The organism is Mesorhizobium sp. WSM4312, assembly GCF_002294875.1.
Lineage (GTDB): Bacteria > Pseudomonadota > Alphaproteobacteria > Rhizobiales > Rhizobiaceae > Mesorhizobium.
In genome coordinates this window covers 42575-65858 of sequence record NZ_NSFU01000027.1, presented here as the reverse complement: position 1 = coordinate 65858, position 23284 = coordinate 42575, and the positions used below count along the sequence as shown (strand labels likewise).

Genomic DNA, 23284 nt, shown 5'->3' with positions numbered 1-23284 from the left:
CGGCGACCAGAACCTGCGAAGCCGGCGCGGCGGCCGACGCCACGCCGACGATCAGGCTCGCGGTCGAGACGATGCCGTCATTGGCCCCCAGGACGGCGGCGCGCAGCCAGCCGATGCGCGACACCTGGTGGTTTTCGACATGCAGGCGGCTCATGTTTTTCTCCTGATCGTGCCTTCGAGTTTCGTGGCCGCCGCGACTGTATTGGAAATCGTGCCGTACTTGCGGACGTTCTTGTGCAGCAGCTCCAGCCGCTGGTCGGTTTCATCGGTGTCGACGACAAGCTCGTAGTCGATCGACGTGATCCCCGGCGGGCTGTCGCGCCGAATGGCATGCAATGCGACCCTGACGCCTCGCAGTTTGAAACCAAGCATCGGGGCGACGCGTTCGATGCCCTTGATCATGCAGGCGGCGATCGCCGCCAGAAGCAGTTCGGCTGGATTGAAGGCGTCGGCCCGGCCTTCGAGACAGGTGTCAAGAACGACTGCGGCATTCTTGGTCGTGGCGACGCTGCCTCGGGCATCAATCCGTCTGGCTTCAATGCTGTATTCGAACATGGTGCACCTGCTTGGACGCCCGCCTGGGAGGCATGCTATTGGCGCTTCTAGCCGGTGTTGGGGAGATGGAGGTTGATCCAGGTCAGAAATCGCGGACAACTTGGAATGTCGATTGCTTCTGTCACCGTTCCTATCGGACGATCAACACAGGGACCGTGCTGAAGGAAAGCACCTCTGTCGCCTGACTGCCCAGTAGCAGTCTGGCGAGGCCCCGGCGTCCGTGCGCGGCCATAATTACCAGATCGCAGCCCCGGGTCTTGGACAGCTCAAGGATTGCCTCCGCCGGCTTCCTATTTTCAAGATGGACGGCCTCGGCTTGCACACCGCGCCGGTCAGCCGCTGCATTGCATTGACCTAGTATTTGCCCCGCGAAACGGCGCCCCTCTTCCTCGTATGAGACGAATTTTGCGCCGGCTGAATAGCCCGACATTGGACTTCCCCAATCAAACATTGGGAATGGCTCGGTGACATGCAAAAAGATAACTTTGGCCTTGAGGCGATTGGCGAGGGACAGTCCATGCGTAACGCCATTCCAAGCGAAGTCAGAACCATCTGTTGCAATAAGGAAGTGCGTGTACATCGCATTCGTACCTGAGCGAGCGATTGCGTCTGAACGGCGAAAATTCAGTGCCTTTTCAGGTCACCTTTCATCTGCTCATACTGCTCTCTCGTGATCTCGCCGGAGGCGTAGCGGCGATCCAGAATATCTAGCGAGGCCGCGTGAACGGTCGCGCGTGGGTTGATGCCAGAAATAGTAGACAACACCAGCCGCGATCAGGATCAGCAGCAACGGGCCAAAGCCGAAGAATGGCATGCCCCAAGCTCCGCCGCAGCAATTGCTCCACCCCCATGACATCATAGCGAGTACTCCATCCTCGTGACACCAAACAATCGGACGGCGCGCGTCGCATTGCGTTGGATCAAATCGCTTGGAGAATCCTCAGATGCGCGGGCCAAGTCACAAGCGCTTTGGGCTCCAGAATTGTCATACGATGCCTAAAGTTGAGCTACCACGCGCTCAAGCTTCGAACGCACAACTTGTGCAGCTTGTTTGAGCGCCGGATTATCGATCGCTTGCATCGAGGCGACCGGATCGATCGCAGCGACCTCAGTTTGTCCGTTTCCCGAATCCCGCACGACGACGTTGCACGGCAGCATCGTCCCCACCTTGTTTTCCAGCAGGAGAGCTTCGTGGGCCAGCGCGGGGTTACATGCACCGAGGATAATGTATTTCGGGAACTCTACACCGATCTTGGTCTTCAGCGTTTCCTGCACATTGATCTCAGTCAGCACGCCAAAACCTTCGGCCTTTAGAGCTGCTTTCGTTCGCGCGACGGCCTCGTCGAAGGCCGTCGGCAACACCCGACTTATGTAATACGTCATTGATTTACACCTCCAAACAGACAAAAGCTCGCCAGGAGCACGCCCTGACTGCGTATCGCGCGAGCCGCAAGCGGACCATTCACACATCGTCGACGGCATCGACTATCGCCGAAATACGAACGGAAGTTTCGACTTACATAGAACATAGCATCGACATCGATTGCACCGTCAAATAGCAAGTTTACTGGAGCGTGACCTTGCTGCCTTCGGCAAGGCTGGCAGGTGGATAGATGACCACAATCTCGCCAGGTCGAACGCCCTGCGCCACGGCGGCAGTGCGAGCCGATAGGCGCGCCACCTGGATCTCTCGCAGATGAACGCGGCCCGCCTCGACAACGAAGACGCTCCAGGCATCGCCGCGCCGGAACAGGGCTCCGATCGGCACGACGATTGCCTGGTCGTTCTCGTCAACCACGATCTTGACCTCGACGCGATAGCCATCCCCCAGGCTGGTCGACGTCTCCCGTGGCGAGGTTATGTCGACAACGACCCAGACGCGCTGCTCCTCGACGCCGAGCGCGGAGATCTTGGTGAAGCCGGAGGGCTCGACGCGCCGCACGGCCCCAAGCAAATCGGTGGGGCCGCCCCAACGCTCGATTATCACCTTGTCGCCCTCCCTTATCCGGGCGGCATCGGTCGTCAAAACGTCGACGGCGATTTCGAGATCGCCAGGATCACCCAGTTCGAGCAACGGCGCTGCCTGCGCGACAACGGTCTCGCTCTCCTGCATGACCCTGAGAACGCGGCCGTCTACGGGGGAGGATACCGGGAAACTCTCGCTGGTTTCGGAATTGTCGGCGGAGTTCAGTGCCGCGCGCGCCTGTTCCAGAAGATGCGTGGCGGCGTGCCAGCGCCGCTCGGCGGCATCGGTTTGTCGCTGCGTTGAGCGGAACAGGAATTCCTCACGCTCCAGTTGAGCCGCGGCCGCCACGTTGCGCTTGACGAGCTCCCTGGTGCGTTCGAGATCCGCACTGGCCTGAGCCAGCAGCACCTTGGCCTGCTCGTGAAGCGATGCCGTCTCCTCGACCGCCGCCTCAGCGGCACCGACCTGGGCCTCGAGCTCTAGCCGCACGCGGGGGTCGAGAAGGGGCGAAACTGGCGGCGTAATGGTCGCCAGCTTCTCTCCCGTCCGCACGGTATCGCCGGCCTTGAGTGTCAACCTCTGGATACGCCCGGACAAGGGCGCCGACACCAGATAGCGATCCCGCACGCGCGTGCGGCCGTCCTCTTCAACCGTGTCCTGGAAGCGCGAGGTCACCACCTCGGCGGTTTCGACAAGGGTCGGCTGCGGCATCAGGAGCCAGTAGAAGCCCAGTGCCGCAAGCGCCAGAACCAGTGCACCGGCGATCGAAGTTGTTCGACGCTTCATGTTCAGTCCCTCGTCTTCAGGACAGCCACGAGATCGAGCTTGTCGATCCTGCGGCGGATTGTGATGAAACTGGCAATGGCCGCGCCGATGACCAGGAGCGCGGCGATGGCATAACTGCTGCGATCGATCACGGCGGGGATCTGAAACGACTCGCTCGCGCGCGCCGACGCGATCAATTCGATCAGGTACCGTCCGATCAGGAGCCCGGCGGGGATGGCCACAATCAGCTCCAAGGCAAGCTCGCTGACAATGACGGCGGATACCTCGCGCCGCGTCAGTCCGACTATGCGCAGGCTGGCCAATTCCCAGGCGCGCTCCTGCAGGGCGATGCGGGCACTGTTGTAGACCACGCCTATGGCGATCAGCATTCCAAACCCCAAGAGGACCAGCGCGCCGATAACCACCATTCCGCCGATCGTTTCGTTGAACAGCGCAAACCACAGGGCCTTGACCGAGCTTGCCTCGATCTTCGGCATTGACCTTATCCTGGACCAGAGCCGATCAGATTGATCCGGATCGATCCTGAGGGTCGCGAAATTCGCAACGGGACCCTCCCGCATCAGGCGATTGAGTGCGGTGCGCTCCATCGTCACGGACGCCCCCAGAATATCGTCCGAAATCCTGCGGACGGTGACTTCTCTCATGGCTCGGCTGCCTTCGAGCACCTCGATCGTGACACTGTCGCCGACGTTGAGGTCTAGCTGCCTCGCGATCGTCCGGCTGAGCATGATGCCATCGGAGGGTACGGCAATCGGCCGTAGCGCGCTGTCTCTCAGCACCTTGAGCTCGGAACCCGAATCCAGCCCAGTCGCCGAGGTGCGATAGGCGCGATGCCCAGCTCGCAATGTGATCGGCACGACTCGCTGGACTTCAGCCTCAAGCACGCCGGGTATCGCCCGCAACTCGTAGAGTGCATCCGCCGAGACCGGTTCCGTGAAGGTGACAAACGCGTCACCGCGCTCGATGCGTCCAAAACTCAAATCGATCATGTAGTCGATGGCGTCGAACCAGTAGAGCCCGAACAGAATGAGCGGAATGGCCAGCGCGATTCCGACGGTCGTCAACAGCGTCCGCACGGGCCGTCCGAGGATCGTGCGCGCCGCTATCACGTACTGAAGCGGAATTCGCTGGCTTCCAATCGCCTGCAGCCAGCTGAATGTGTGCAACGCGGGCGGCGTCTCGGGGTGCATGGCTTCGGCGGGAGCAAGCATGGCAATCCGGTATACCGCCGATGCCGCGGCAAGGTTCGCCGCGCCGACGCTGAGAAGGGTCGCCGCGATGAGCAGCCATGGCTCCAGTTGCGCCTCCAGCGATGGAAACCGGAAGAAAGCGCCATAGCTCCCGACAACCCCGATCGCGAACCAGCGCCCCACGACCAGACCTATCGCCGATCCCAGCAACGCGATGGCGGTGACCAGCTTGAAGTAGTGGAAGGCGATGGTGCGGTTCGCAAACCCCAGCGCCTTCAGCGAAGCAATCTGCCCCCGTTGTGCTTCCACCATCCTGCCGATGACGACGTTGAGCAGGAACGCCGCGATGCCGAAGAAGACCGACGGCATGACGATGCTCAGCGTCTCCTGCTCCGCCAGTTCGTCCTTGAGAAAGCGGTGCGACGGCTGATCGCGCCGGCCATAGGCTCCGTTGCCGCCGTATGGCGCCAGCAAACGATCGACCTCTTCCAGGACATGCTGCGGCCCTGCGCCGGGCGCCAGAGTCATCAGCGCGTCGTTGAACGCGCCTTTCATGTCGAATGCGCTTGCCACCGCATCCTCGCTTGCCCACACCACCACGAAGTTCCGATCGTCCGGAAGCGGCACCGCGGCGCGGGTGGCAAAGACGAATTCGGGTGACAGGGCGGTGCCCACGACGCGGAAGCCTTGCAGCCGGCCGTTGAGCACCATCTCCATGGTGTCTCCGCTCCGAACAGAGCGTGCCTCGGCATACGCCGCGTTGATGATGACTTCTTCCGGATGCAGCGGATCAGGCCAGCGTCCCTGCACCAGATGCAGGCGGTTGAGCAACGGCTGGCCCGCGGCCGGCAGCGAGATGACGCGCCCCGAGATCGGGAGGTTGGTGTCCGCGCGGATCACGCGCACTGGCTCGGCGACGCGCGGCTCCACAATGCCGATGCCGTTGATTTCGCGCAGCCGGTCGACGATCGAGAGCGGCGCGCGCGTCATGCCCACGAAGATGTCGGCGAAACGTTCGTTTCGGTAGTGCGCCTCCATGGCGCCGATCAGCGCCTGGTAGTTCGACACCGACATCACGAAGACGGCCACGCCGGCCGCGACGAGCAGCGCGATGCTGAGGACCTGAAGCCGCATCGACCAGAGGTCGCGCGCCACCTTGATGTCCAGGACGTTCACCATGTCACATCCTCGGCCCGGATGCGCCGCTGATTCGGTTCTTCCTTGACGATGCGCCCGCCGCTCAGCCGCAACACGCGATGAGCCATCCCCGCGATTGCCGAGTTGTGAGTGATCACGGCGGTCGTCGTGTTCAGCTCCGTATTGACCTTGGCGATTGCCGCCAGAACCAGCCTGCCGGTGTCGACGTCGAGCGCGCCGGTCGGCTCGTCGCAGAGCAAGATATCCGGCCGTTTCACGATAGCGCGTGCCACCGCGACGCGCTGCTGTTCTCCGCCGGACAATTGTGAAGGAAAGTGACCGGCGCGATGTGACAGTCCGACGAGTTCGAGCGCCTCGGCCGGTGTCATCGGATTGCTGGCGATCTGCGCGACCAGCCGCACGTTCTCCTCGACAGTGAGGCTCGGTATCAGGTTGTAGAATTGAAACACGAAGCCGACATGCTCGCGCCTGTATGTCGTGAGCTGCTCGTCGCTGGCTCCGGTCAGTTCGTGATCGCGCCAGGTCGCCGTGCCTGACGTTGGCGCATCCAATCCGCCGAGGATGTTGAGCAGGGTCGATTTTCCCGAACCCGAGGGGCCAAGAAGTATGATGAATTCGCCTTGTCGGATATCGAGGTCGACGTCCTTCAGCGCCACGACACGTGAATCGCCCGCGCCATAGACCTTGGTCAATCCCCGGGCCACGAATACCGGGGCGAGGGGTTGCTTTGCTGAACTCTCCATGTCTTGTCCTTGGACTGGCATGCGGACTCCGGTTCCAGCCCACGCCGGAAAGGTGCTACAGTCTGGACGGCTCGATCACCTTGACTCTCGTCAAGTTCGGAACGTTGGTAAGCACTCCAGTAGGAAGGGCCCAGCCCGGGTGCACCGCATGCTCATGACAGTGCAGCTATTGGATCGGCATCACGCGCATCCATAATCCGCACGGGTGAACCCAGACACGGACGACTGCTTCGGGCCTCATCTTTGCCATAGGGGGTCAGCTTCTGCGATTCCTGAAAGCCACGTCTTCTGGGCCACCTAGCGTCGTGGTCGCGCCAACGAAGGATCTTCGGTCCTTTCCGGACTGAGCGACCGGATCAGGATGAAGCTGTCTGCTTGGGCTCGCTTGCGATTGGGAGCTTAACACTTGCTTCGAAACCGGACCGCGTCCCGGGTCTCGGCGATCTGAGGGCGACAGAGCTGCCTATGCGGTCGGCAATCGTCGAAACGATTGATAACCCTATTCCGCTGCCGCAGGCCGAAGCTCCGCCTCGCTCGAAACGGTCAGCCAGTTTCGCCAGTGCCTCGGGCGCCACGACGGGTCCATCGTTTGAAACCGTGAGCAACCCATCTGGCTCAAGCGTCACTTCGACTGGGCAGGAGTCGCTGCCATAGCGCAAGGCATTCTCGACGAGGTTGCGGCACACGATTCCAACGGCATCGGGATCGATGTCGGACATTACGGAGGTTTCCGGCAGGCGAAGGACGACCCTATCCTCCCGTGGCATGCCTCTGCGCAAGTCATCGACCACGACACGCAGGGCAGCGCGCAGGTCGGATGTACGTTCTAATCGGAGCCGGCTGCCCTCCGCCCGGGCGAACTGCATGAGCCGCTCGGCCCGCACCGTCAATCGCTTGAGGGTCGCCTCGATGTCCGCTGCCCGCTGTTCGATTTGCGGTTCGCTGGTTTCCTTCCGGATGCGCTGCGCCTGGGCAATCGCGCCGGCGAGCGGGGTCCTGAGTTCATGCGCGGTGTTGGCGGCCAGGCTGCGTTCGGCCTCGAAGGCGGCCCTGAGCCGCCTGAGCAGCGCGTTCAAGGTGTCGGCCAACGGGTCGAGCTCGCTGGGCAGTTCATCGGACACGAGAGGCCCAAGGTCCTTCTCGCTTCGGGTTTCGAGCTGTTCGCGGAACGCCCGCAGCGGTCTTGTGCTTCTCCGGACCGCCAGCAGCACGGCGGCAAGCGCGGCCGGAATCACCAGGAGGATCGGCAATCCGAGGCCAATCTGGACATCCCTCACCACCTGAGCCCGGTGGGCGAGCGGTTCGGCCATCGTGATACGCACCGTCCCCTGCAGGGCCTCCTCGCTGTATAGGCGATGCGTCGCGGTCCGGCCGAAGCCGGGCGCTTCATAAGGCGGGAACACGGCGAGGTCGGCCGCATGGGACTGAAGCAAAATCTTGCCCTTGTCGTCGCGGATCACGTAGGTGAGAAGTTCGTCATGGGCGCGGATCGCGCCAAGGCGCTGGCTGGCGACGTCTTCGTCCTCGCGGCCCACGATGTCGAGGACCGCCAAGGGAAGCAGGCGCTGCGCGGTCTCCTGGAGGGAGGAATCGAAGACATCCTCGATGCCGTGCCGCAGCAGGACAGCGGTCGCCCACGCCGCGCCGGCCCAGATCATGAGCAGAACCCCTCCAAGCGTCAGGAGGAGCCTGCCCTGTAGGCTTCGGGGGCGCCTCACGCCTGAGCCAACCTGTAGCCGAGGCCCCGCTCGGTCTCGATGAGGTCGGTGCCGAGCTTCTTGCGCAGCCTGCTGACATGAACCTCGATCGTGTTGCTTTCCACCTCGGCATCGAAATCATAGAGCTTTTCCTCGAGCTGCGCCTTGGAGAGCAACTGGCCGGGCCGCGTCAGGAACGCCTCCAGCAGTGCCCATTCGCGGGCTGTCAGCTGAACGGCCTTGCCGTCTCGACGCACATTTCGGCGGGCGATGTCGATGTCGAGCGAACGAAGCCGGATGATGGGGTTGGGATTGCCTGAATATCGGCGCGCGACCGAGCCGATGCGCGCCGACAGCTCGTCGAGATCGAACGGCTTGACCATGTAGTCGTCCGCCCCCGCGGTCAGCCCTTCGATCCTGTCCGACACCTGGTCGAGCGCTGTGAGCACGATGACGGGCGTGACATCTCCGGCGGCCCGCAATGCACGAAGGAACACGATACCCCTTCCGTCGGGCAGCATCAGGTCAAGCAGGATCAGGTCGTAGGCCGCACCCGCCATCGCGTCCCTGGCCGCGTCGATCCGCGAGACCCAGTCCACCGAATGGCCGTCACCGACGATCTGGTCGCGTACGGCCGCGCCCAGCACACTATCGTCCTCTATGAGCAGGATTCGCATTGTCGTTCGCCCTTCGCGGTCACAGCCTTCCTTGCCGGACGTTCCTGACGCCCGGCTGAAGCGGATTGCGCGTAAACTTCAGGATAGCGTCAGCTTGGCCGTGCACTTTGCGCTGGCGCAAATCGGTTGGAACGGAGTCCTGGCCCATGCGGCTTGCCCTGATAATTCTTGCGTGTGTCGCGTCCCTCTCCGCAGGGCCGGTGCGCGCCGATGACGAATGCTTCGTGCCGATGGCGGACTGGAAGCCGAGGGAGGCCGTTGCCACTTTGGCGGCCCAGCATGGCTGGACCGTGCGTCGGATCAAAATCGACGACGGCTGCTATGAAATCGACGGCATCGACGCCCAAGGCCGTCGGATCGAGGTGACAGTCCAGCCATCCACCCTCGAAATCATCCAGATCGAACCCAGGGATGACGCCAATCGGCACCAGGACGAAGAAGACCGCCATGACAATTGATGACGTTGCCCCGACCGAGTCCGAGTCCCGCAACGCGGCTGCGCGGCGGGTTCCTGTCTGGGACCCGATGGTCCGTCTCTTCCACTGGAGCCTCGTCGTCGTGTTCGCCACGGCTTGGCTTACGGCGGAAGATCTCCAGCCCGTTCATCAGCTTGCTGGATACGCGATCGCCGGTCTGGTCGGCTTCAGGATCGTGTGGGGTGTCGTCGGCAGCCGCTACGCCCGCTTCACACAATTCGTCCGTGGACCGGCCCGGACGATCTCCTACATCGCTGACATGGCAGGAAGCCGGGAACGGCGCTACCTTGGCCATAACCCGGCTGGTGCGGCGATGGTCGTGGCGATCCTGGTGACCCTGTCCGGGACCGCCTTCACCGGATGGCTTATGGAAGCGCCGGACCGCGCCGCTGCGGCTGTCGCACAGATGCGGATCGTCGCCCCCGCATTCGCAGACAATGATGGCAACGACACCGAGGACGGGATTGGAGCCGCCGTGGAAGGGCGGGCCGTAGGTCCGCTCAAGGAAGTCCACGAGGCCCTTGCCAACCTGATGCTACTGCTGGTCGCGCTGCATGTCGGCGGAGTGGTTTTGGCGTCGTTCCGCCATCGCGAGAACCTGGTCCTGGCGATGCTCACGGGCCGCAAGAGGCCTCCCGCTCCCGACGACGTCGCCTGAATAGGGACATTTCGCAATAGGTTGCCAATCCGGCCCCGCCGTTTCGGCGGGGCCTTTCGATTCCTGACGGCAAGCTGAAGCAGAAAACCCATTCCCTTCAGGAGAGGATCAGGTCTGGCCGTCAGAACAGTGCCAGCAGAAAAAGGAGATCCTGCCATGAAAAAGACCCTTGTCACCTTGCTCGCGTCGACGGCGTTGATCGCCGGGATCGGCCTTCCCGCGTGGAGCGCGATGCACGGCGCTGGCCTGTTCGAAGGACCGCGCGATGTGGCCCTGACTGCCTTCCGCAACGCAAGTGCTTCCCCGATGCTGGTCAGCGATGATGACAGCGCTGACCTTAAACACCGTCGCAGCCTGCAACGCGGAGGCGATGATGACGAACATGGCGCAAGCGACGAAGAGGATGGCGACGACTCCGATGGTGGCAACGCCTCCGGCCCGGCTCCGGCCGGGAGCGTGGCTCCCCCGAGCAACGGCCTCTTTGGCACCGGCGCGACGCCCAAGGTCCAGGTGAACTGAGCCAACGGCCCGCATCACGGCAGATCAAGGAAACAGTCCAATGAAGACCATATTCGCCGCCTTGGCTCTGACCACGGCGCTGACACTCCCCGGCATCGCCATGGCGCGGCCGGTAACTCTCACAACCACGCTGAAGGACTATGGCGGCAACGGGGCCTTCCTCGCCATCTACGTCACAGACCCGAAGGGCACCTACGCCGGCAGCCTGTGGATGGCCGGAACCAAGTCCAAGTACTACGAGCACCTGTCCGACTGGTATCGCGCGACGGGCGGCAACACGGCCGAGATCAATGGCATCACCGGAGCGAGCGTGGGCGCCGGGCGCCGGCTGGAGATCACGCTCGACCTTGCCGACGCGCTCTTTGACGCGGGCTATACCGTTCACATCGACGCGGCCGCCGAGGACATGCGCGACAGCCCCAACGAGATCGCCGTGCCGCTGACCGCGCAAGGAGCGGGACAATCCGTCCCCGGCCGCCGCTACATCGCGAACTTCAGCTACGGCTTGTAAGGGGTCGCAACGATGATCCGTGCCCTTCACCGCTGGCTGGGCTTGCCGGCCCTGGCTCTTCTGACGCTGCTCGCTGTCAGCGGTGCGGTGCTGTCCATCTTCCCGGCGGCCGAGCGGATTTCCGCACCTCAGGCGAAACAGTCGATGAGCGTTGCAGACCTTGCCGCGCGCATCCAGGCCGCCTTCCCGGGAGTCGAGCAGATCCGGCGTTCGCCCTCCGGTCGCATCACCGCCTACTGGTTCGATGGCGGCACGCCGGCGTCCGCCGTCATCGATCCGGCGACCGGAACCGCTACAGCATCGGCCGATCCGAATCCGATGCAGCGCTGGCTCACCAACCTGCACCGCTCGCTGTTCCTTGACGACGCCGGCCGCATCGCCATGGCGGCAGGAGCGGCGGCTATGCTCGCCCTCGCTGTCTCCGGTTCCATGCTCGTCGCGCGACGCGCCGGCGGGTGGAGGCGCTGGTTTGGCCCGCTTCGGGGACCTGTGGCAGGACGCGTCCATGTCGAGCTTGCGCGGCTCGCTGTACCCGGCCTCCTGCTGTCGGCAGCAACTGCGCTTTGTATGACGGCCTCGACCTTCGGGCTCCTTCCCGACAAGGCGGCCCTTGCGGAATTGCCTGCGGCAAGCGGCACAATTGGCGCGCAGCTGACATCGATGCCGCTGCTCGCGGCGACGCCAGTCTCAAGCCTGCGCGAGCTGAACTTCCCCTATCAGGGAGACGCCACCGACGTCTTTACGCTCAAGACCGACACCGGCACCGGCTACCTCGACCAGGGAACCGGAGCAACGCTAGGCTGGTCCGGCCTGAGTGGCTGGACGCGTGTCTCCGAAACCATCTACATGATCCACACCGGACAGGGTGCTGCTCTTCTCGGCCTGCTTCTAGGGCTTTCGGCGCTTGCCGTCCCTGTCATGGGCGCCACCGGGCTCCTCATCTGGTTGGCGAACCTCAAGGGTCGCCCCACAATCCGCGACAATGCCGCACCGGCCCGCGCTGAGACGGTCATCCTGGTCGGAAGCGAGGGTGGCAGCACCTGGGGTTTTGCGGGGACACTTCACGCGGCGCTGACCGGCGCCGGGCAGCGCGTCCACACCGCGCCGATGTCGGCGTTCGACGCGGTCCGCTTTTCAATCGCGCAACAGTACCTCATACTTGCCGCGACCTATGGCAATGGCGATCCGCCGGCGTCGGCGAAGGGGTTCCTCGATCGAGTGGCCGGACTTTCCGCCGCGCCACAGGCAAGACTGGCGGTGCTGGGCTTCGGCGATCGGAGCTTCCCGGGCTTCTGCGCCTACGCCAGGGCGGTTGCCGCCGCGGCGGAAGGCAAGAGCTGGCCGCTTCTGGTGCCTTTCGAAACGGTGGACCGCCAGTCGCCGCAGGAGTTCACCCGCTGGGGCCGTGCGCTCGGTGCTGCGCTCGGCGTCGACCTTGAACTCAATCACCAGCCGATCCTGCCCGAGACCAAGACGCTGACGCTGGTTTCGCGACGCGACTATGGCCATGAAGTCCAGGCTCCGACCGCGATCCTACGCTTTGCCCTGCCTCCCTTGTCCGTTTGGCAACGCCTGACGAGATGCGGGTTCGCACGCTTCGAACCTGGAGATCTGCTCGGCATCGTGCCGGAGGGATCGCCCGTGCCGCGCTTCTATTCCCTGTCATCAGGCAGCCGGGACGGGTTCATCGAGATCGTGGTGCGCAAGCATGTGGGAGGTATCTGCTCGGGCGAACTCATGGCACTCGAACCGGGCGGGACCGTCGCCTCCTTCATCCGCCGCAATCCCACGTTCCGTGTCAGACGCGACAGCGCTCCCCTGATCCTGATTGGAGCGGGCACCGGAATAGGACCGCTTGCCGGCTTCATCCGCGCCAATACCGCGCGGCGACCGATTCACCTGTTCTTCGGGATGCGACTTCCCGAAAGCGATTTCCTCTATCGCGAGGAACTCGAAGCCTGGGCGGCCGCTGGCGGGCTTTCCAGCCTGTCCACGGCGGTCTCCCGCGGCGCGCGGCCAAGATACGTTCAGGACGCACTGGCCGCTGAGCGGCTCGAAGTCGTCCGCGCAATACGCAAGGGGGCACGCGTCATGGTGTGCGGCGGGCGGCAGATGGCGGCCGGAGTGGCAGAGGCGATGGCGCGGATACTTGAACCGCTTGGCCTGTCCCCCGCCGTCTTGAAGGCACAGGGGCGCTATGTCGAAGATGTCTACTGATCTTGAGCGCCACGCCCTCAACGGGCCGACGATGGGCACGCGCTGGTGTGCGCTATTCCACGCTCCCTCCGGCTTCGACGCGAAAGCTCTCCGTGCGGCCCTGCAGGCCGGGGTCGATGAGGTCGATGCGCAGATGTCGACATGGAAACCCGACAGCGATCTGATGCGCCTCAACCGGGCGCCCGCGGAAGAGTGGGAGACGGTTCCGGGACGCCTTATGGACGTGATCCGGCTGGGACTGAGGATCGGCCGGGAAACGGGTGGCGCCTTCGACATCGGCATGGGCGACGCGGTGACCGCGTGGGGCTTCGGCCCGGTTGAAGCCAGTTCGGATCGAATCCGCAGCGCGATGCAGGCAAGGCGTTTGCCTGCCCCCGACGCGCTGGAGATCGATGGAGCCAGGGTGAGAAAGCGCGTACCAATTGCGCTCGACCTGAACGGCATTGCTAAGGGTTACGGCGTGGACCGTCTTGCCGAGATCCTCGGCAGCTTCGGAGTCCGCGACGGGCTCGTGGGCATCGATGGCGAGTTGCGGGCCATGGGCCTCAGGCCCGACGGTGAGGCCTGGACGGTCGCATTGGAGAAACCGGACCCGCAACGCCGCGCGCCGCATTCAATCCTCGCCTTGCAGGATTGCGCGGTAGCCACGTCCGGCGACTACCGCCACTGGGTCGAGGTACAAGGCCGACGTCTCTCACACACCATGGATCCGACACGCGGCGCACCGCTTACCAAACCTCCGGCGTCGGTCACCGTCCTTGCGCCCACCTGCGCCGAGGCCGATGCTTGGGCGACCGCGCTCATGGTGCTCGGCCCGGACAAGGGCGGTGATATTGCCCGACGACTGGGGATTGATGCCCTGTTCCTGCTTCGGGGTGAAGCAGATAGCATCGGCTCCTGCCGGATAGACTGTAGCAGCAAGGCGGTGATCAACTTGGAGGCATCGCGCCGTGGGACGCTGTAGTAGGTTTCCGAATATATGATGCTGAGTTAGATGAGGGCGAGGCGATTGCCATGAACGACGACCTCGAGACTCTGCAGCGGGAGACATTCGACTACTTCGCCCATGAGGCAAACCCAGCCAACGGTCTCGTTCGTGACAAGACCGAAGCCGACTGGCCCGCAAGCATCGCCGCCACCGGCCTTGCGCTGGGATGCTATCCAGTCGGGGTCAAGCGTGGCTTCATGAGCCGGAAGGCCGCGGTGGAGCGGACGCTAGCCACGCTACGCTTCTTCTGGAACAGCCCTCACGGTCCTGAGCCGGACGCCACGGGCTATCGCGGCTTCTATTATCATTTTCTCGACATGCAAACCGGCCGGCGGGCTTGGCGCTGCGAGCTGTCGACCATCGATAGCACCCTGCTGCTGGCGGGTGCATTGGCGGCTGCCACTTTCTTCGACCGGGACACAAAGGCCGAAACAGAAATCCGGACCTTGGCTGATGCGCTTTACCGTCGGGCCGACTGGCGATGGGCGCTAAACAAAGGAAAGACCGTCACCCACGGTTGGACTCCCGAGGCTGGTTTCCTGAAGTATCGCTGGGAAGGTTACGATGAGGCGCTTCTGCTGTATGTCTTGGGCCTCGGCTCGCCGACCCACCCTCTGCCTTCGAGCAGTTATACGGCATGGACCGCTACATTCCGATGGCTGAATGTCTACGGTCACGACTATGTCTATGCGGGACCGTTGTTCATCCATCAACTTTCGCATGTGTGGATTGATCTTCGCGGTCTGCAGGACTCTTACATGCGCGGCAAGGGAAGCGACTATTTCGAAAACAGCCGACGCGCCACTCTTGTCCAGCACCGCTATGCCTTGGAAAATCCACGCGGCTTCGACGGCTACGGAGAATACTGCTGGGGCATTACCGCTAGTGATGGCCCCGGGCCCTCCACGATCAAACTGAAAGGCATCGAACGCCGGTTCCTTGACTATGCCGCGCGTGGCGTTCCGTTTGGCCCCGACGATGGAACGCTCGCGCCCTGGGCAGCCGTCACCTCGTTGCCGTTTGCTCCGGAGATCGTGTTGCCGACAATCGCCTTCTGGATCCATAAGGCCAAACTCAAGTCCAGCAGAACGTACGGTTTCGCGTCGTCCTTTAATCCGACGCACCCGCAGGGCAAAGCCAAAGGGGCGTTCGGCTGGTGGGTCTCACCTTGGCATTTCGGCCTCGACGAAGGCCCCATCGTATTGATGATTGAGAACGTGCGCACCGGACTATTATGGCGGTTGATGGGCCTGTGTCCGCACATCCGTATCGGCCTGCAACGGGCAGGTTTCGTGGGTATGGCTGGATCAAGTTCCTGACACCTGATGCAAACCTCAACGGACTTGATTGAACCTCAGCCATCCGCCGCGTCGAAAATCCAGCTATTGCACACAGCTGTGGCCCGCATTTTCGCACTCATGCGCCAATCCTCATTAGCCAACAACCGCGGCCACTCCGGCCCTTTTTGTCGATATCTCGCCGGAAAAATCTCAGGCGAGAGGGTGACCATCGAATATAGCATCAACGAGGGATTGCAGAGCGTCGAGTACTATTTCGGTACTCCACCGGATAATCGAGGGTGCACCCGACCGGAGTGTCCCGATCAGTTGCACGGTCACGTTTCGCCGTCCTAATGACGGCGCCCCTGGGGCAGACCAACGATGTCCTTCCTGGCCATTCAACAAGAGACTATGAGCAAAGAGTCTGCTTACGGCAGATTCACTCCGACAGCCGACGGGCAGTTTTCGACCCCTGAGCTGCCAGTCGGCAAGGCGCCCAATGTCGGCCGTTAAGGTGAGTTGGGCCGTCGCCTGAAAGCAGTCATCGCCGTCGGCCAACGCTGGAGGACGCAGTAACGCCACCAGTGGACTCTTCAAACCCCGGTTCTCAGCTGTCCTAACCTATCGCCATGAAGATCTAGACGGGGTGGAGCACGCACCTACCCTCATCCTGCGTATCGCCCTGCTCTACGCTTCAGCCAGAGCCTTCAGCCGATCGACCGGCGATGAGAACTTTCCCAACGGCGAGGTCTCGCGCGCATCTCATCATGACCAGCGACGACCGTCTGGCGCTCCCGATTGTGACGGAAGTGAACCTCTCAGCAAGCATCAACCCCGTGTTTGAACTTCGCCGCCGCGCATCTCCGTCAGGCCGGCGCCCAGTTTCGCCCTGTCCAGGGCATGCCTGATCGGAAAAGTGCCGAGAAACCACGCGAGAATATCCTCCTGCGATGGGTTCGCGGGTCCGGCCCAGGCGGCTCCTGCGGCCGCGAAAAGCTGATCGAGCGCCGATTGCCGCTCCTCGATGCGGCCGAGCCTGCCGAGGGCGGCTGCTTTCCATCCGGGCGTGTCTATGATCAGGTTCTGCGAGCGCTCGGCAGCCTCGATGCTGCCCGCGTAATCGCCGATCAGAAAGCGCGTCGCCGCCATGTGCGACCATTGATAGTCGGGAAACAGCGACGTCAGGTCGAGCGCGTGCTGGTTGAGCCGGGCAGCAAGGTCGATCCGCCCCATGAAGGCAAGTCCGAGCGCCGCCGACACCGTGATCTTCGGATCGTTCGGATTGAGCTCGGATGCCAGCTCGAAATGCAGCTCGGCCTGCTCGTAGCGCTCCACCATCGCCGCGGACCAGGCGACCACCATCTGGTTGCGCGCATCGAGCGGGTCGAGCTCGACCGCCCGCCTGGCGAGCGCAAGCGCGCGTTGCTCGGCCGTCGCATCATGCGGGCTTCCGGGCCTGATGAAAGGCCGCGAATTGTAGACGCTGGCGAGGCTGGCATGCGCCGGGGCGAAGCTCGGATCCTCGGCGATCGCCTGGTTGAACAGGCGCTCGGCTTCATCCTCCGCCTCGGCCGACCAGCGCAGCAGCAGGTGCTCGCCGCGCAGCCATGCGTCGTAAACGCCCAAATCCTCGGGAAGCCGCTGCACGGCGCGCGAAAGGCGGTCCTGCGAGAGATAGACCTCTAGCTTCGACGTCAGGCGTGCGACCAACCGGCGCTGGGTCGCATGCCAGCTCGCCAGGGTCAGCCGGTAGGACTCGCTCCAGACGACCCGCCTGGCGGCGCTCTCGTCGAGCGTGACGACCAGCGCAAACTCCTCGCCGAGGTCGCTGCAGCCGGCCTTGAGCCGGTAGTCGGCATCCGCCGCATCGTCACCGTACTGCATGTCAATGATCGTCAGTTCGCGGAATTTCGACAGGCTGATGATCAGTTCGGAGCGGAAGCCGGTCGCGAAGGCCGCTGTCGATTCCGCCTCGCTGCTGAAGCTCGAGACGGCGATGACCGGAGCGCGCTGGTGCGATGGCTTCTCGGGCTGTCGCGGCAGCGCGGGGTCCGACAGGCTGGCGGCGAGCGCGGCGGTTTCGGCGCTGGGTTTCAGCTGATATTCCCGCTCGAGGCGGGCGACGAGCTTGTCATAGACGCGCCTTGCCGCGGCAACGTTCTGGTGGGACGCATGGTGGCGCATCAGGCAGCGCACGGCGCCCTCGTGCGACGGCTCGAGCATCAGCAGGGCGCTCGCCGCATGCCGGATGATCGGTTCGCTCGCGTCGAAGCGACCGAGAATGTTCTCGAGCGCCTCTTCCGCCCGGTTGCGGCGATTGTGGCGGGCGACGCTCAGCCAGGCGCCATAGAGGCTGCTGACGGATTCGAAGCCGTAGAGGATGGCCTCCGCCCAGTCGGACCGCTCGAGCAGCGTATCGTCCACCTTGCCTTCGCTGAGGTCGACGAAGATGCGATTGATGTCGACGACAACGCGTGCGGGATCCAGGCTCACATAGGCGCCATGCCGCAGCCCGGATTCCCTCGATCCGCGGGAAAGCGCCTTGGCGGCGACGCGCAGCCCACGTGTCAGGGCGCTCCTCGCCTCGGCGTGCGGGCGCTCGGGCCACAGCAGCGCCGCCATCCGGTCCTGCAATTCACGAAATCCGGTCGACAGTACGAGATAGCCGATCAGCGCCTGTGCCCAGCGGGACCGCAGGGCAACCGGCTCGCCGACGTCGTCGAGCACGGCGAGCCCGTCCAGGACGGAAACCGAGAAATGTGGTGCCCGGCTCGCTTCCTCGCCGGGCGTGTCGCCGGGAACCACATGGTAGAGCGACATCTGTTCGGGCAGGTTCTTGAGCGTGTGGCGGCCGGCGAACCGGAAACCGCAGCCGGTCATGCCGTGCGCTGCCCGGCATACCTCCTCCGTCACGCAGGTGCCGCCGGGTTTGGCCAGCGTCTGGACGCGCGCCGCAATGTTGACGGCATGGCCGTACGCATCGCCCTCGTGACGGCGCACCTCGCCCAAGTGGATGCCGATCCTGAAGCGGCCGGCAGCGGGCAGCTCTACGGCCAGCGCTGCCAGCCTGCGCTGCATCGTGACCGCGTAGTTGACCGCATCCGAGACGCTGTCGAACAGAGCGAGCACGCCATCACCGGTCGACTTGACGAATTCGCCACGGTGCTCGGCGGACAAATCCCTGAACAGCGCAAAGCACTGGGTGACGAGGTCGATCGCCGCGAGCTCGCCCGCGGCGGTGAGGCGGGTGTATTGCGAGAGATCCGCGAACAGGATCGCCTTCAGCGCCGGCAATTCGACTTGGGTTTGCATGATGGCCGGCTCGCGCTACGGTCTTGACTGATATTGTGGCCCGGCTGATCACGTCTGTCGATGGGATCGCGCCGGGATGGTAAGCATGGCGATGACGAACGCGAAAGAGACCAGGCGGGCACTCGATCAGCTCTTCGACATTCTCGATCTGCCGGGAGGCGGCGGCCCGGTGCGCCTGGCGATCGCGATGCCGCGTGCGGCGCTGGTGCGGCTGCCGGGCTTCCCGCAAGTTGCCCTGCCCGACTCGGGGCGCGTCGCGACCGGGCGCGGCCTGGACGAGGCGGGTTCCCGCGCCAGCGCGCTCGGCGAGGCGGCCGAGCTCGTCTCGTGCTCGGCGTGGGGGAACGAGACGCTCGTCACGGCACGCGCCGGTGATATTGGCCCGGCGGCGGTCCCGCCGGAAATGCTGAACGGCTTTTCCGATTCGCAGCTCGCGAGCCGGGCGTCCTGGAACGACCGCAATCGCGACTTCGACTGGCGCCCGCCACCCTGCGATCCGGCCGCAGAGATCGACTGGCTCGAGGTGGAAGACGCCCATGGCGGGCCGCCGGCCTATGTGCCCGCCGATTTCGCCTTCATCGGCCGCAAGGCGCCAGGGGATGAGCGTGCGGTGGCGAGCGGCGACAGCAATGGTTGCGCCTGCGGCGCCAGCGCGGAGAGCGCCAGGCTTGCCGCAACGCTGGAGCTGATCGAGCGCGATGCGGCGGCGCGCTGGTGGTATGGCCGGCGGCAGAGGCCGGTGCTCGACCTCGCCATACTCGACGACACCAGCGGACTGGTGTCATGGCTTGATGCGCGCAGGCGCCGAACCTGGCTGTTCGACATAACAACCGATCTCGGCGTGCCGGTGGCGGCGGCTGCCTCGTCCGAACGCGACGGCAGCGACGTTGCACTCGGCTTCGCCGCGAAGCCGGACATCCGCGAGGCGGCACTGGCGGCGCTGACCGAGATGGTCCAGACGGAGTTGCCGCTCGCGGCAGCGCGGAAGCTGGGCGCCGATGCCGCCGACTGGACACAATGGCGGCAAACCGTGACGATGGCCTGGCCGCCCCTCGATCCGGTCGGTGCTACGCGGGCGGGCGGTCCGCTTCGCTTGCCGGGCATTCCCCCGTCGCTTGACGCGCTGGTCGATGCGTGCGCACGGGCCGGCGTTCGGCTGTGGTTCGCTGACATGACGCGCGATGCCCTGGGAGTACCGGCGTTCCGCGCCCTTTCAGGCGAGCTTTGCCACATAAAGCCGCGGCTCGCCCGAAAGCGGCTGCTCGGGCTCGACAGCCATGATCTGGGCCCTGTTGTCAGCGCACCGGAGACCCAGATTCCGCTGAATGTGTGAGGCGAGCTCCGAGCGCCTGCGATACAGTCCGGCGATTCAGCGACACCTCTTGAGCAGAAGCAGACCAAAGAGAAACTCGCGCTTCTCGTCGGGATGTATTTGCGGGTCGATCAACTTGGTCAGCGCATTGTTCAGATAGTCTTTGGTATCACCGGTATCAGGGTCGGCAGCCACACTGGGAACGGCCATCGTCACAACGTCGTTATTCGGATTGTCCTTTTCCGCTTTGACATTAATCTGCTTGTCCTGCCCGCCGGACTTGTAGAACACATGATTGGCTCCTCCAGTGTTTTTCACAAAAACCCTGTTATCGGGATTGAGGTCGTCCTTGTAGGTAACGATCAATCCGCTGCCGACGAGCCCGATAATGAAATCTTCAAAAATCTTCTGCCCGGGACCGTTCTGCGTCCAATAATTATGGAACAAGGCACCGGCTCGCTTCGTACCTTCGAATTCCTGGTCGTAATTCGATGTTCCTCCGTAGAACACCTTGAATGTCGACATATCTACTCCTCCTCTGGCAATGTGGGCGGGTCAACTGTCCAAAAGTCCGGAAAAAGCGATGAGGTCCGGAAGGGCGTAACTTTCCGACGAAGGATGAAGCCTGGGATCCGGACGCCACGGCTGCACGGACGGGTCCAGGATCGACGGTTCGGCAGCGCTGACGGCAGCGTGGAGCGTCTCCATCACGATGCGGCTCCCCAGGGGACCGAGCTTCAGCCCGCAACCTTTGACGGCCGCTTCCTTGAGCACGTAAAACCACAATGGCGTGGAATCGACGAGCCGCGCTGCTCCGCCTTCCGGCCGTTCGGTCAGAGCGTCGCGGACAGCCTGGCTCTCGCCGTCAAGCAGTTCCGGCTCGGTCAGCGGAGCGAAACCAGGATGCGCGCGATCGCCGAGCTTTCCCGCGACGCAATGAAAGACATGTTGCGCGCTGCTCAGCTCGAGCAGGTAACTGCGCTGGAGCGTGCGAACTGCGAGATTTCTCGACAATGGCATCGAACCGGTCGTGTGCGGAAGGGCTTGCGGCCTGATCTGCCTGAGCTCAAATGCCAACCGCGTGTCGATCTTCGCTGCGAATATCGCGCCCTGGGCTTCCGTCAGACCGATTGCCAGGAGCCGGCGCCAATCCGCCACCCATTGGCCGCGCAGCCGGGTCATCGGCGTGATTGCGCTGTTGTAGGTATTGTCCCAAAAGGCACTGACGGTCGCCCCCGGGTTCCATGCGTTCCAGGGATACCGGTTGCGGATCATGCTGTGGCCGAACCGCGCGCAGGCCGCGGCGAATTCGAGGGGTAGCTTGAACCCGTCGGCGTCCACGTCGATGACGGCTCGACCGCGCTCCATCACGTCCTGGTAAATCACGTTGTCGATTAGCCGGCGGGCGTAGTCGTGAAGCACCACCGACTGGAGATGCAGTTGCGTCAGCCGCCTAGCCTCGTCGGCGTCGTCGCTGAGACGGCGCACAGCATTGAAAAAACGGATGAGCGCCATGTGGGTCTGGGCGAGCGCCAGGTTGCTGTCGTTGCGCCGGTCCGCGATGCACGGCATGCCATCCGTCGCACGTGGAAGGTCCAGCAATCGGCCGTCAGTCGTCTCGCCTACAGCCATGGGCGCCGGGCAGGCCTGGGAAGATGCCGACGCGCCTCCCGGCGGCATCGCACCAAATACGCTGTCGAGATCAAGGGTCGCGCTGCGAATATTCTTCGGCTTCGATTTCCCCGGTGTTATCGACGGTGTCATCGACGTCAGGTCATGGAGGACGAACTGCCCGAAGTAGGTGTAGCCCGCCGGGATCGTTCCCGTCTGATCGCCGAAATCGTTGAATTCCATTGCGTCCCCGAGCGCCTGAAGGAGCGCCAAAGGCGGGGCGGTTCCTTTTTCGGGGCGGCCGAAATAGCGGCGATAAGGCACGAGGACCTTGCGCGTGGAGGTCTTCGGATCCGCCCGGTCCAGGACTTCGACAGTCGTAAAGTCACGATCGATCCTGAAGCTGTGCTCGGGCAGCAGCCCATCGTCGTCGTAGAAAGCGATCGGCGATCCCTGGTCTTCGAAGACCGCGTACAAGCCCTCGCCGTGCCGCTCCGGCGCAATGACGATCTGCGCCGTCTCGTTCGACAGCGTATCCCCCGAATACACCGGAGAGCTGCTCATCCCTCACCCCCCTCGGGAGCCGCCGAGCGCTAGTCACTGACCGCGTTGCACCGCATACGACCGACTGCGACGTTTGAATTGTCGCCAAATAATCCGTCAAGGCAGCAAAGGAATCTGGAATTCACTTTGCCTCGCCGGCCAATGCGACCATGCAATACTCAAACCGACAGCTTTGCAATCGGATTTTCATCGGCCCCTCCTCTTCACGGCGATCGCAAAGCGATCGCGAGGATCTGGAGGAATGGTAAGGCCCGCTTGCGCTCTATCGGTACCGCTGATGGGGCGACTTGGTGACGGGTGCCATGAAGCGCGAGGCGCTGGCGAGTTCGCGCCCTCCTCCCTCCTTGTTGGGGGAAGATAGTAAGGCCCGTTCCGCACTTCGCGGAACCGTTCACTGGTGGAGGGGTGCGAAAAGCGCGCCATCGTCCTTTCCATGCCGCAGCGATCGAGAAGCCCGTCCGCCGGATAACATTCGCGGCATTACTGGCAAGGCCCGAAGGTGGCGCCACCACGACCTCCAGCGCGGTCGCCTGCGATGTCAGCTTTCAGGAAACGGCAAAGCCGATCTAGACGGCTGACATGAGGCGTAAGGCGAGATTCACGGCGCCGCCAGCAAAGCCAAAGCTCAAAAAACCCCTTGCCAGCGGAGAGCCGTCCATACACGGCCCCAGTGCAGTCGTTTGAAGGATAAGGGGCAAAACCCGGTATGGGCAGCGGATGTGCTCCGCACCTTGGAGATTCTCACACCAGATCAATAATTTATTATAAAATCGCACATTGCAGCGAAGGCGAGCAATGTGTGAGAAATGGCGAAAACGCCAGCAAAAACAGCCAACCGACCGCGCTACAATGTGTGGCCTTTTATCTCGCCGTCTTAATCGGTCGTATTTTCCGCGACTTTCTTTCCATCGTCGTTCCTCTTCCAAACTACGATAATACACTATTCTATGCCCTAAACCACGATCCCGTACTCTTGCGTCGAGTTCCGATGCGCCGTGCAGTCTTCCGCGCTCTGCGACGGTGTAGCAGCGCTGCTTATTTGCAGCACGGGAACCGTCGTGGCG

General features: G+C 63.3%; 21 protein-coding genes. 8 read left to right on the top strand and 13 right to left on the bottom strand.

Annotated features, from left to right (window positions below; all coding sequences use genetic code 11):
- The 10 genes from CK228_RS31320 to CK228_RS31275 form a co-directional block, all read right to left on the bottom strand.
- On the bottom strand, positions 1-154 hold a 154-nt coding region (locus CK228_RS31320), incomplete at its 3' end, for a VIT1/CCC1 transporter family protein (protein WP_179296109.1).
- Positions 151-555, bottom strand: coding sequence for an OsmC family protein (locus tag CK228_RS31315; RefSeq protein WP_095790342.1), 405 nt, complete (start codon positions 553-555; stop codon positions 151-153). The genes CK228_RS31315 and CK228_RS31320, both read right to left, overlap by 4 nt.
- Positions 556-685: 130 nt before the next feature.
- A complete protein-coding gene (locus CK228_RS31310) occupies positions 686-1135 on the bottom strand; it encodes a universal stress protein (protein WP_095790341.1) in 450 nt (149 codons plus the stop codon).
- Between the two features lie 44 nt (positions 1136-1179).
- Positions 1180-1320: an SHOCT domain-containing protein gene (locus CK228_RS36505; protein ID WP_348629242.1), complete on the bottom strand. Its 141-nt coding sequence runs from the start codon at positions 1318-1320 to the stop codon at positions 1180-1182.
- A gap of 231 nt (positions 1321-1551) precedes the next feature.
- Positions 1552-1938: a DUF302 domain-containing protein gene (locus CK228_RS31300; RefSeq protein ID WP_095790339.1), complete on the bottom strand. Its 387-nt coding sequence runs from the start codon at positions 1936-1938 to the stop codon at positions 1552-1554.
- Positions 1939-2119: 181 nt separating this feature from the next.
- The gene (locus CK228_RS31295) at positions 2120-3307 is read right to left on the bottom strand and encodes an efflux RND transporter periplasmic adaptor subunit (RefSeq protein WP_095790338.1); all 1188 of its coding nucleotides are present in this window, start codon (positions 3305-3307) and stop codon (positions 2120-2122) included.
- Positions 3308-3309: 2 nt separating this feature from the next.
- The gene (locus tag CK228_RS31290) at positions 3310-5676 is read right to left on the bottom strand and encodes an ABC transporter permease (RefSeq protein WP_095790337.1); all 2367 of its coding nucleotides are present in this window, start codon (positions 5674-5676) and stop codon (positions 3310-3312) included.
- Positions 5670-6398, bottom strand: a complete 729-nt coding sequence (locus CK228_RS31285) for an ABC transporter ATP-binding protein (protein ID WP_245438153.1) — start codon at positions 6396-6398, stop codon at positions 5670-5672. The genes CK228_RS31290 and CK228_RS31285 overlap by 7 nt, the downstream gene beginning before the upstream one ends.
- Before the next feature lie 356 nt (positions 6399-6754).
- Positions 6755-8056 carry an ATP-binding protein gene (locus CK228_RS31280; RefSeq protein ID WP_245438152.1) on the bottom strand — a complete coding sequence of 434 codons (1302 nt, stop codon included), beginning with the start codon at positions 8054-8056 and terminating at the stop codon, positions 6755-6757.
- A gap of 56 nt (positions 8057-8112) precedes the next feature.
- On the bottom strand, positions 8113-8772 hold the full coding sequence (locus tag CK228_RS31275; RefSeq protein ID WP_069090554.1) for a response regulator transcription factor: 660 nt from the start codon (positions 8770-8772) through the stop codon (positions 8113-8115).
- A gap of 146 nt (positions 8773-8918) precedes the next feature.
- On the opposite strand from CK228_RS31275, the gene CK228_RS31270 reads away from it, so the two are divergent.
- The 7 genes from CK228_RS31270 (at position 8919) to CK228_RS31240 (ending at position 15460) form a co-directional block, all read left to right on the top strand.
- Positions 8919-9230: a PepSY domain-containing protein gene (locus CK228_RS31270; RefSeq protein ID WP_095790334.1), complete on the top strand. Its 312-nt coding sequence runs from the start codon at positions 8919-8921 to the stop codon at positions 9228-9230.
- Complete coding sequence (locus CK228_RS31265) at positions 9220-9906, top strand: cytochrome b/b6 domain-containing protein (RefSeq protein ID WP_095790333.1); 687 nt, start codon at positions 9220-9222, stop codon at positions 9904-9906. Before CK228_RS31270 ends, CK228_RS31265 begins: the two co-directional genes overlap by 11 nt.
- Before the next feature lie 156 nt (positions 9907-10062).
- Positions 10063-10425, top strand: coding sequence for a hypothetical protein (locus CK228_RS31260; RefSeq protein WP_095790332.1), 363 nt, complete (start codon positions 10063-10065; stop codon positions 10423-10425).
- Positions 10426-10465: 40 nt separating this feature from the next.
- On the top strand, positions 10466-10936 hold the full coding sequence (locus CK228_RS31255; RefSeq protein ID WP_095790331.1) for a DUF2271 domain-containing protein: 471 nt from the start codon (positions 10466-10468) through the stop codon (positions 10934-10936).
- Between the two features lie 12 nt (positions 10937-10948).
- The gene (locus CK228_RS31250) at positions 10949-13153 is read left to right on the top strand and encodes a PepSY domain-containing protein (RefSeq protein ID WP_095790330.1); all 2205 of its coding nucleotides are present in this window, start codon (positions 10949-10951) and stop codon (positions 13151-13153) included.
- Positions 13134-14117 (top strand): FAD:protein FMN transferase, encoded by a 984-nt coding sequence (locus CK228_RS31245; RefSeq protein ID WP_095790329.1) that lies wholly within the window; start codon positions 13134-13136, stop codon positions 14115-14117. The genes CK228_RS31250 and CK228_RS31245 overlap by 20 nt, the downstream gene beginning before the upstream one ends.
- Before the next feature lie 50 nt (positions 14118-14167).
- Positions 14168-15460 carry a glucoamylase family protein gene (locus CK228_RS31240; RefSeq protein ID WP_095790328.1) on the top strand — a complete coding sequence of 431 codons (1293 nt, stop codon included), beginning with the start codon at positions 14168-14170 and terminating at the stop codon, positions 15458-15460.
- A 789-nt stretch (positions 15461-16249) separates the two neighbouring features.
- Here CK228_RS31240 and CK228_RS31235 read toward each other — a convergent pair.
- On the bottom strand, positions 16250-18733 hold the full coding sequence (locus tag CK228_RS31235) for an adenylate/guanylate cyclase domain-containing protein (protein ID WP_095790327.1): 2484 nt from the start codon (positions 18731-18733) through the stop codon (positions 16250-16252).
- A gap of 85 nt (positions 18734-18818) precedes the next feature.
- Between CK228_RS31235 and CK228_RS31230 the strand changes: the two genes are divergently transcribed.
- Positions 18819-20066: a YcaO-like family protein gene (locus CK228_RS31230; RefSeq protein ID WP_179296108.1), complete on the top strand. Its 1248-nt coding sequence runs from the start codon at positions 18819-18821 to the stop codon at positions 20064-20066.
- Positions 20067-20102: 36 nt separating this feature from the next.
- Here the strand turns inward: CK228_RS31230 and CK228_RS31225 are convergent, their stop codons facing one another.
- Positions 20103-20570 (bottom strand): hypothetical protein, encoded by a 468-nt coding sequence (locus CK228_RS31225; protein ID WP_095790325.1) that lies wholly within the window; start codon positions 20568-20570, stop codon positions 20103-20105.
- A gap of 30 nt (positions 20571-20600) precedes the next feature.
- Positions 20601-22220 carry a hypothetical protein gene (locus CK228_RS31220; protein ID WP_143750641.1) on the bottom strand — a complete coding sequence of 540 codons (1620 nt, stop codon included), beginning with the start codon at positions 22218-22220 and terminating at the stop codon, positions 20601-20603.
- Positions 22221-23284 lie beyond the last annotated feature (1064 nt).

Bases quoted from the DNA above. Each gene is read 5' to 3' on its own strand.
- CK228_RS31220 (WP_143750641.1), bottom strand. From the start codon at position 22,220: ATGAGCAGCTCTCCGGTGTATTCGGGGGATACGCTGTCGAACGAGACG.
- CK228_RS31255 (WP_095790331.1), top strand. From the start codon at position 10,466: ATGAAGACCATATTCGCCGCCTTGGCTCTGACCACGGCGCTGACACTC.
- CK228_RS31300 (WP_095790339.1), bottom strand. From the start codon at position 1,938: ATGACGTATTACATAAGTCGGGTGTTGCCGACGGCCTTCGACGAGGCC.
- CK228_RS31225 (WP_095790325.1), bottom strand. From the start codon at position 20,570: ATGTCGACATTCAAGGTGTTCTACGGAGGAACATCGAATTACGACCAG.
- CK228_RS31290 (WP_095790337.1), bottom strand. From the start codon at position 5,676: ATGGTGAACGTCCTGGACATCAAGGTGGCGCGCGACCTCTGGTCGATG.
- CK228_RS31245 (WP_095790329.1), top strand. From the start codon at position 13,134: ATGTCGAAGATGTCTACTGATCTTGAGCGCCACGCCCTCAACGGGCCG.
- CK228_RS31230 (WP_179296108.1), top strand. From the start codon at position 18,819: ATGGCGATGACGAACGCGAAAGAGACCAGGCGGGCACTCGATCAGCTC.
- CK228_RS31310 (WP_095790341.1), bottom strand. From the start codon at position 1,135: ATGTACACGCACTTCCTTATTGCAACAGATGGTTCTGACTTCGCTTGG.
- CK228_RS31275 (WP_069090554.1), bottom strand. From the start codon at position 8,772: ATGCGAATCCTGCTCATAGAGGACGATAGTGTGCTGGGCGCGGCCGTA.
- CK228_RS31235 (WP_095790327.1), bottom strand. From the start codon at position 18,733: ATGCAAACCCAAGTCGAATTGCCGGCGCTGAAGGCGATCCTGTTCGCG.
- CK228_RS31250 (WP_095790330.1), top strand. From the start codon at position 10,949: ATGATCCGTGCCCTTCACCGCTGGCTGGGCTTGCCGGCCCTGGCTCTT.
- CK228_RS31270 (WP_095790334.1), top strand. From the start codon at position 8,919: ATGCGGCTTGCCCTGATAATTCTTGCGTGTGTCGCGTCCCTCTCCGCA.
- CK228_RS31295 (WP_095790338.1), bottom strand. From the start codon at position 3,307: ATGAAGCGTCGAACAACTTCGATCGCCGGTGCACTGGTTCTGGCGCTT.
- CK228_RS31285 (WP_245438153.1), bottom strand. From the start codon at position 6,398: ATGGAGAGTTCAGCAAAGCAACCCCTCGCCCCGGTATTCGTGGCCCGG.
- CK228_RS31260 (WP_095790332.1), top strand. From the start codon at position 10,063: ATGAAAAAGACCCTTGTCACCTTGCTCGCGTCGACGGCGTTGATCGCC.
- CK228_RS31265 (WP_095790333.1), top strand. From the start codon at position 9,220: ATGACAATTGATGACGTTGCCCCGACCGAGTCCGAGTCCCGCAACGCG.
- CK228_RS31280 (WP_245438152.1), bottom strand. From the start codon at position 8,056: ATGATCTGGGCCGGCGCGGCGTGGGCGACCGCTGTCCTGCTGCGGCAC.
- CK228_RS31315 (WP_095790342.1), bottom strand. From the start codon at position 555: ATGTTCGAATACAGCATTGAAGCCAGACGGATTGATGCCCGAGGCAGC.
- CK228_RS31240 (WP_095790328.1), top strand. From the start codon at position 14,168: ATGAACGACGACCTCGAGACTCTGCAGCGGGAGACATTCGACTACTTC.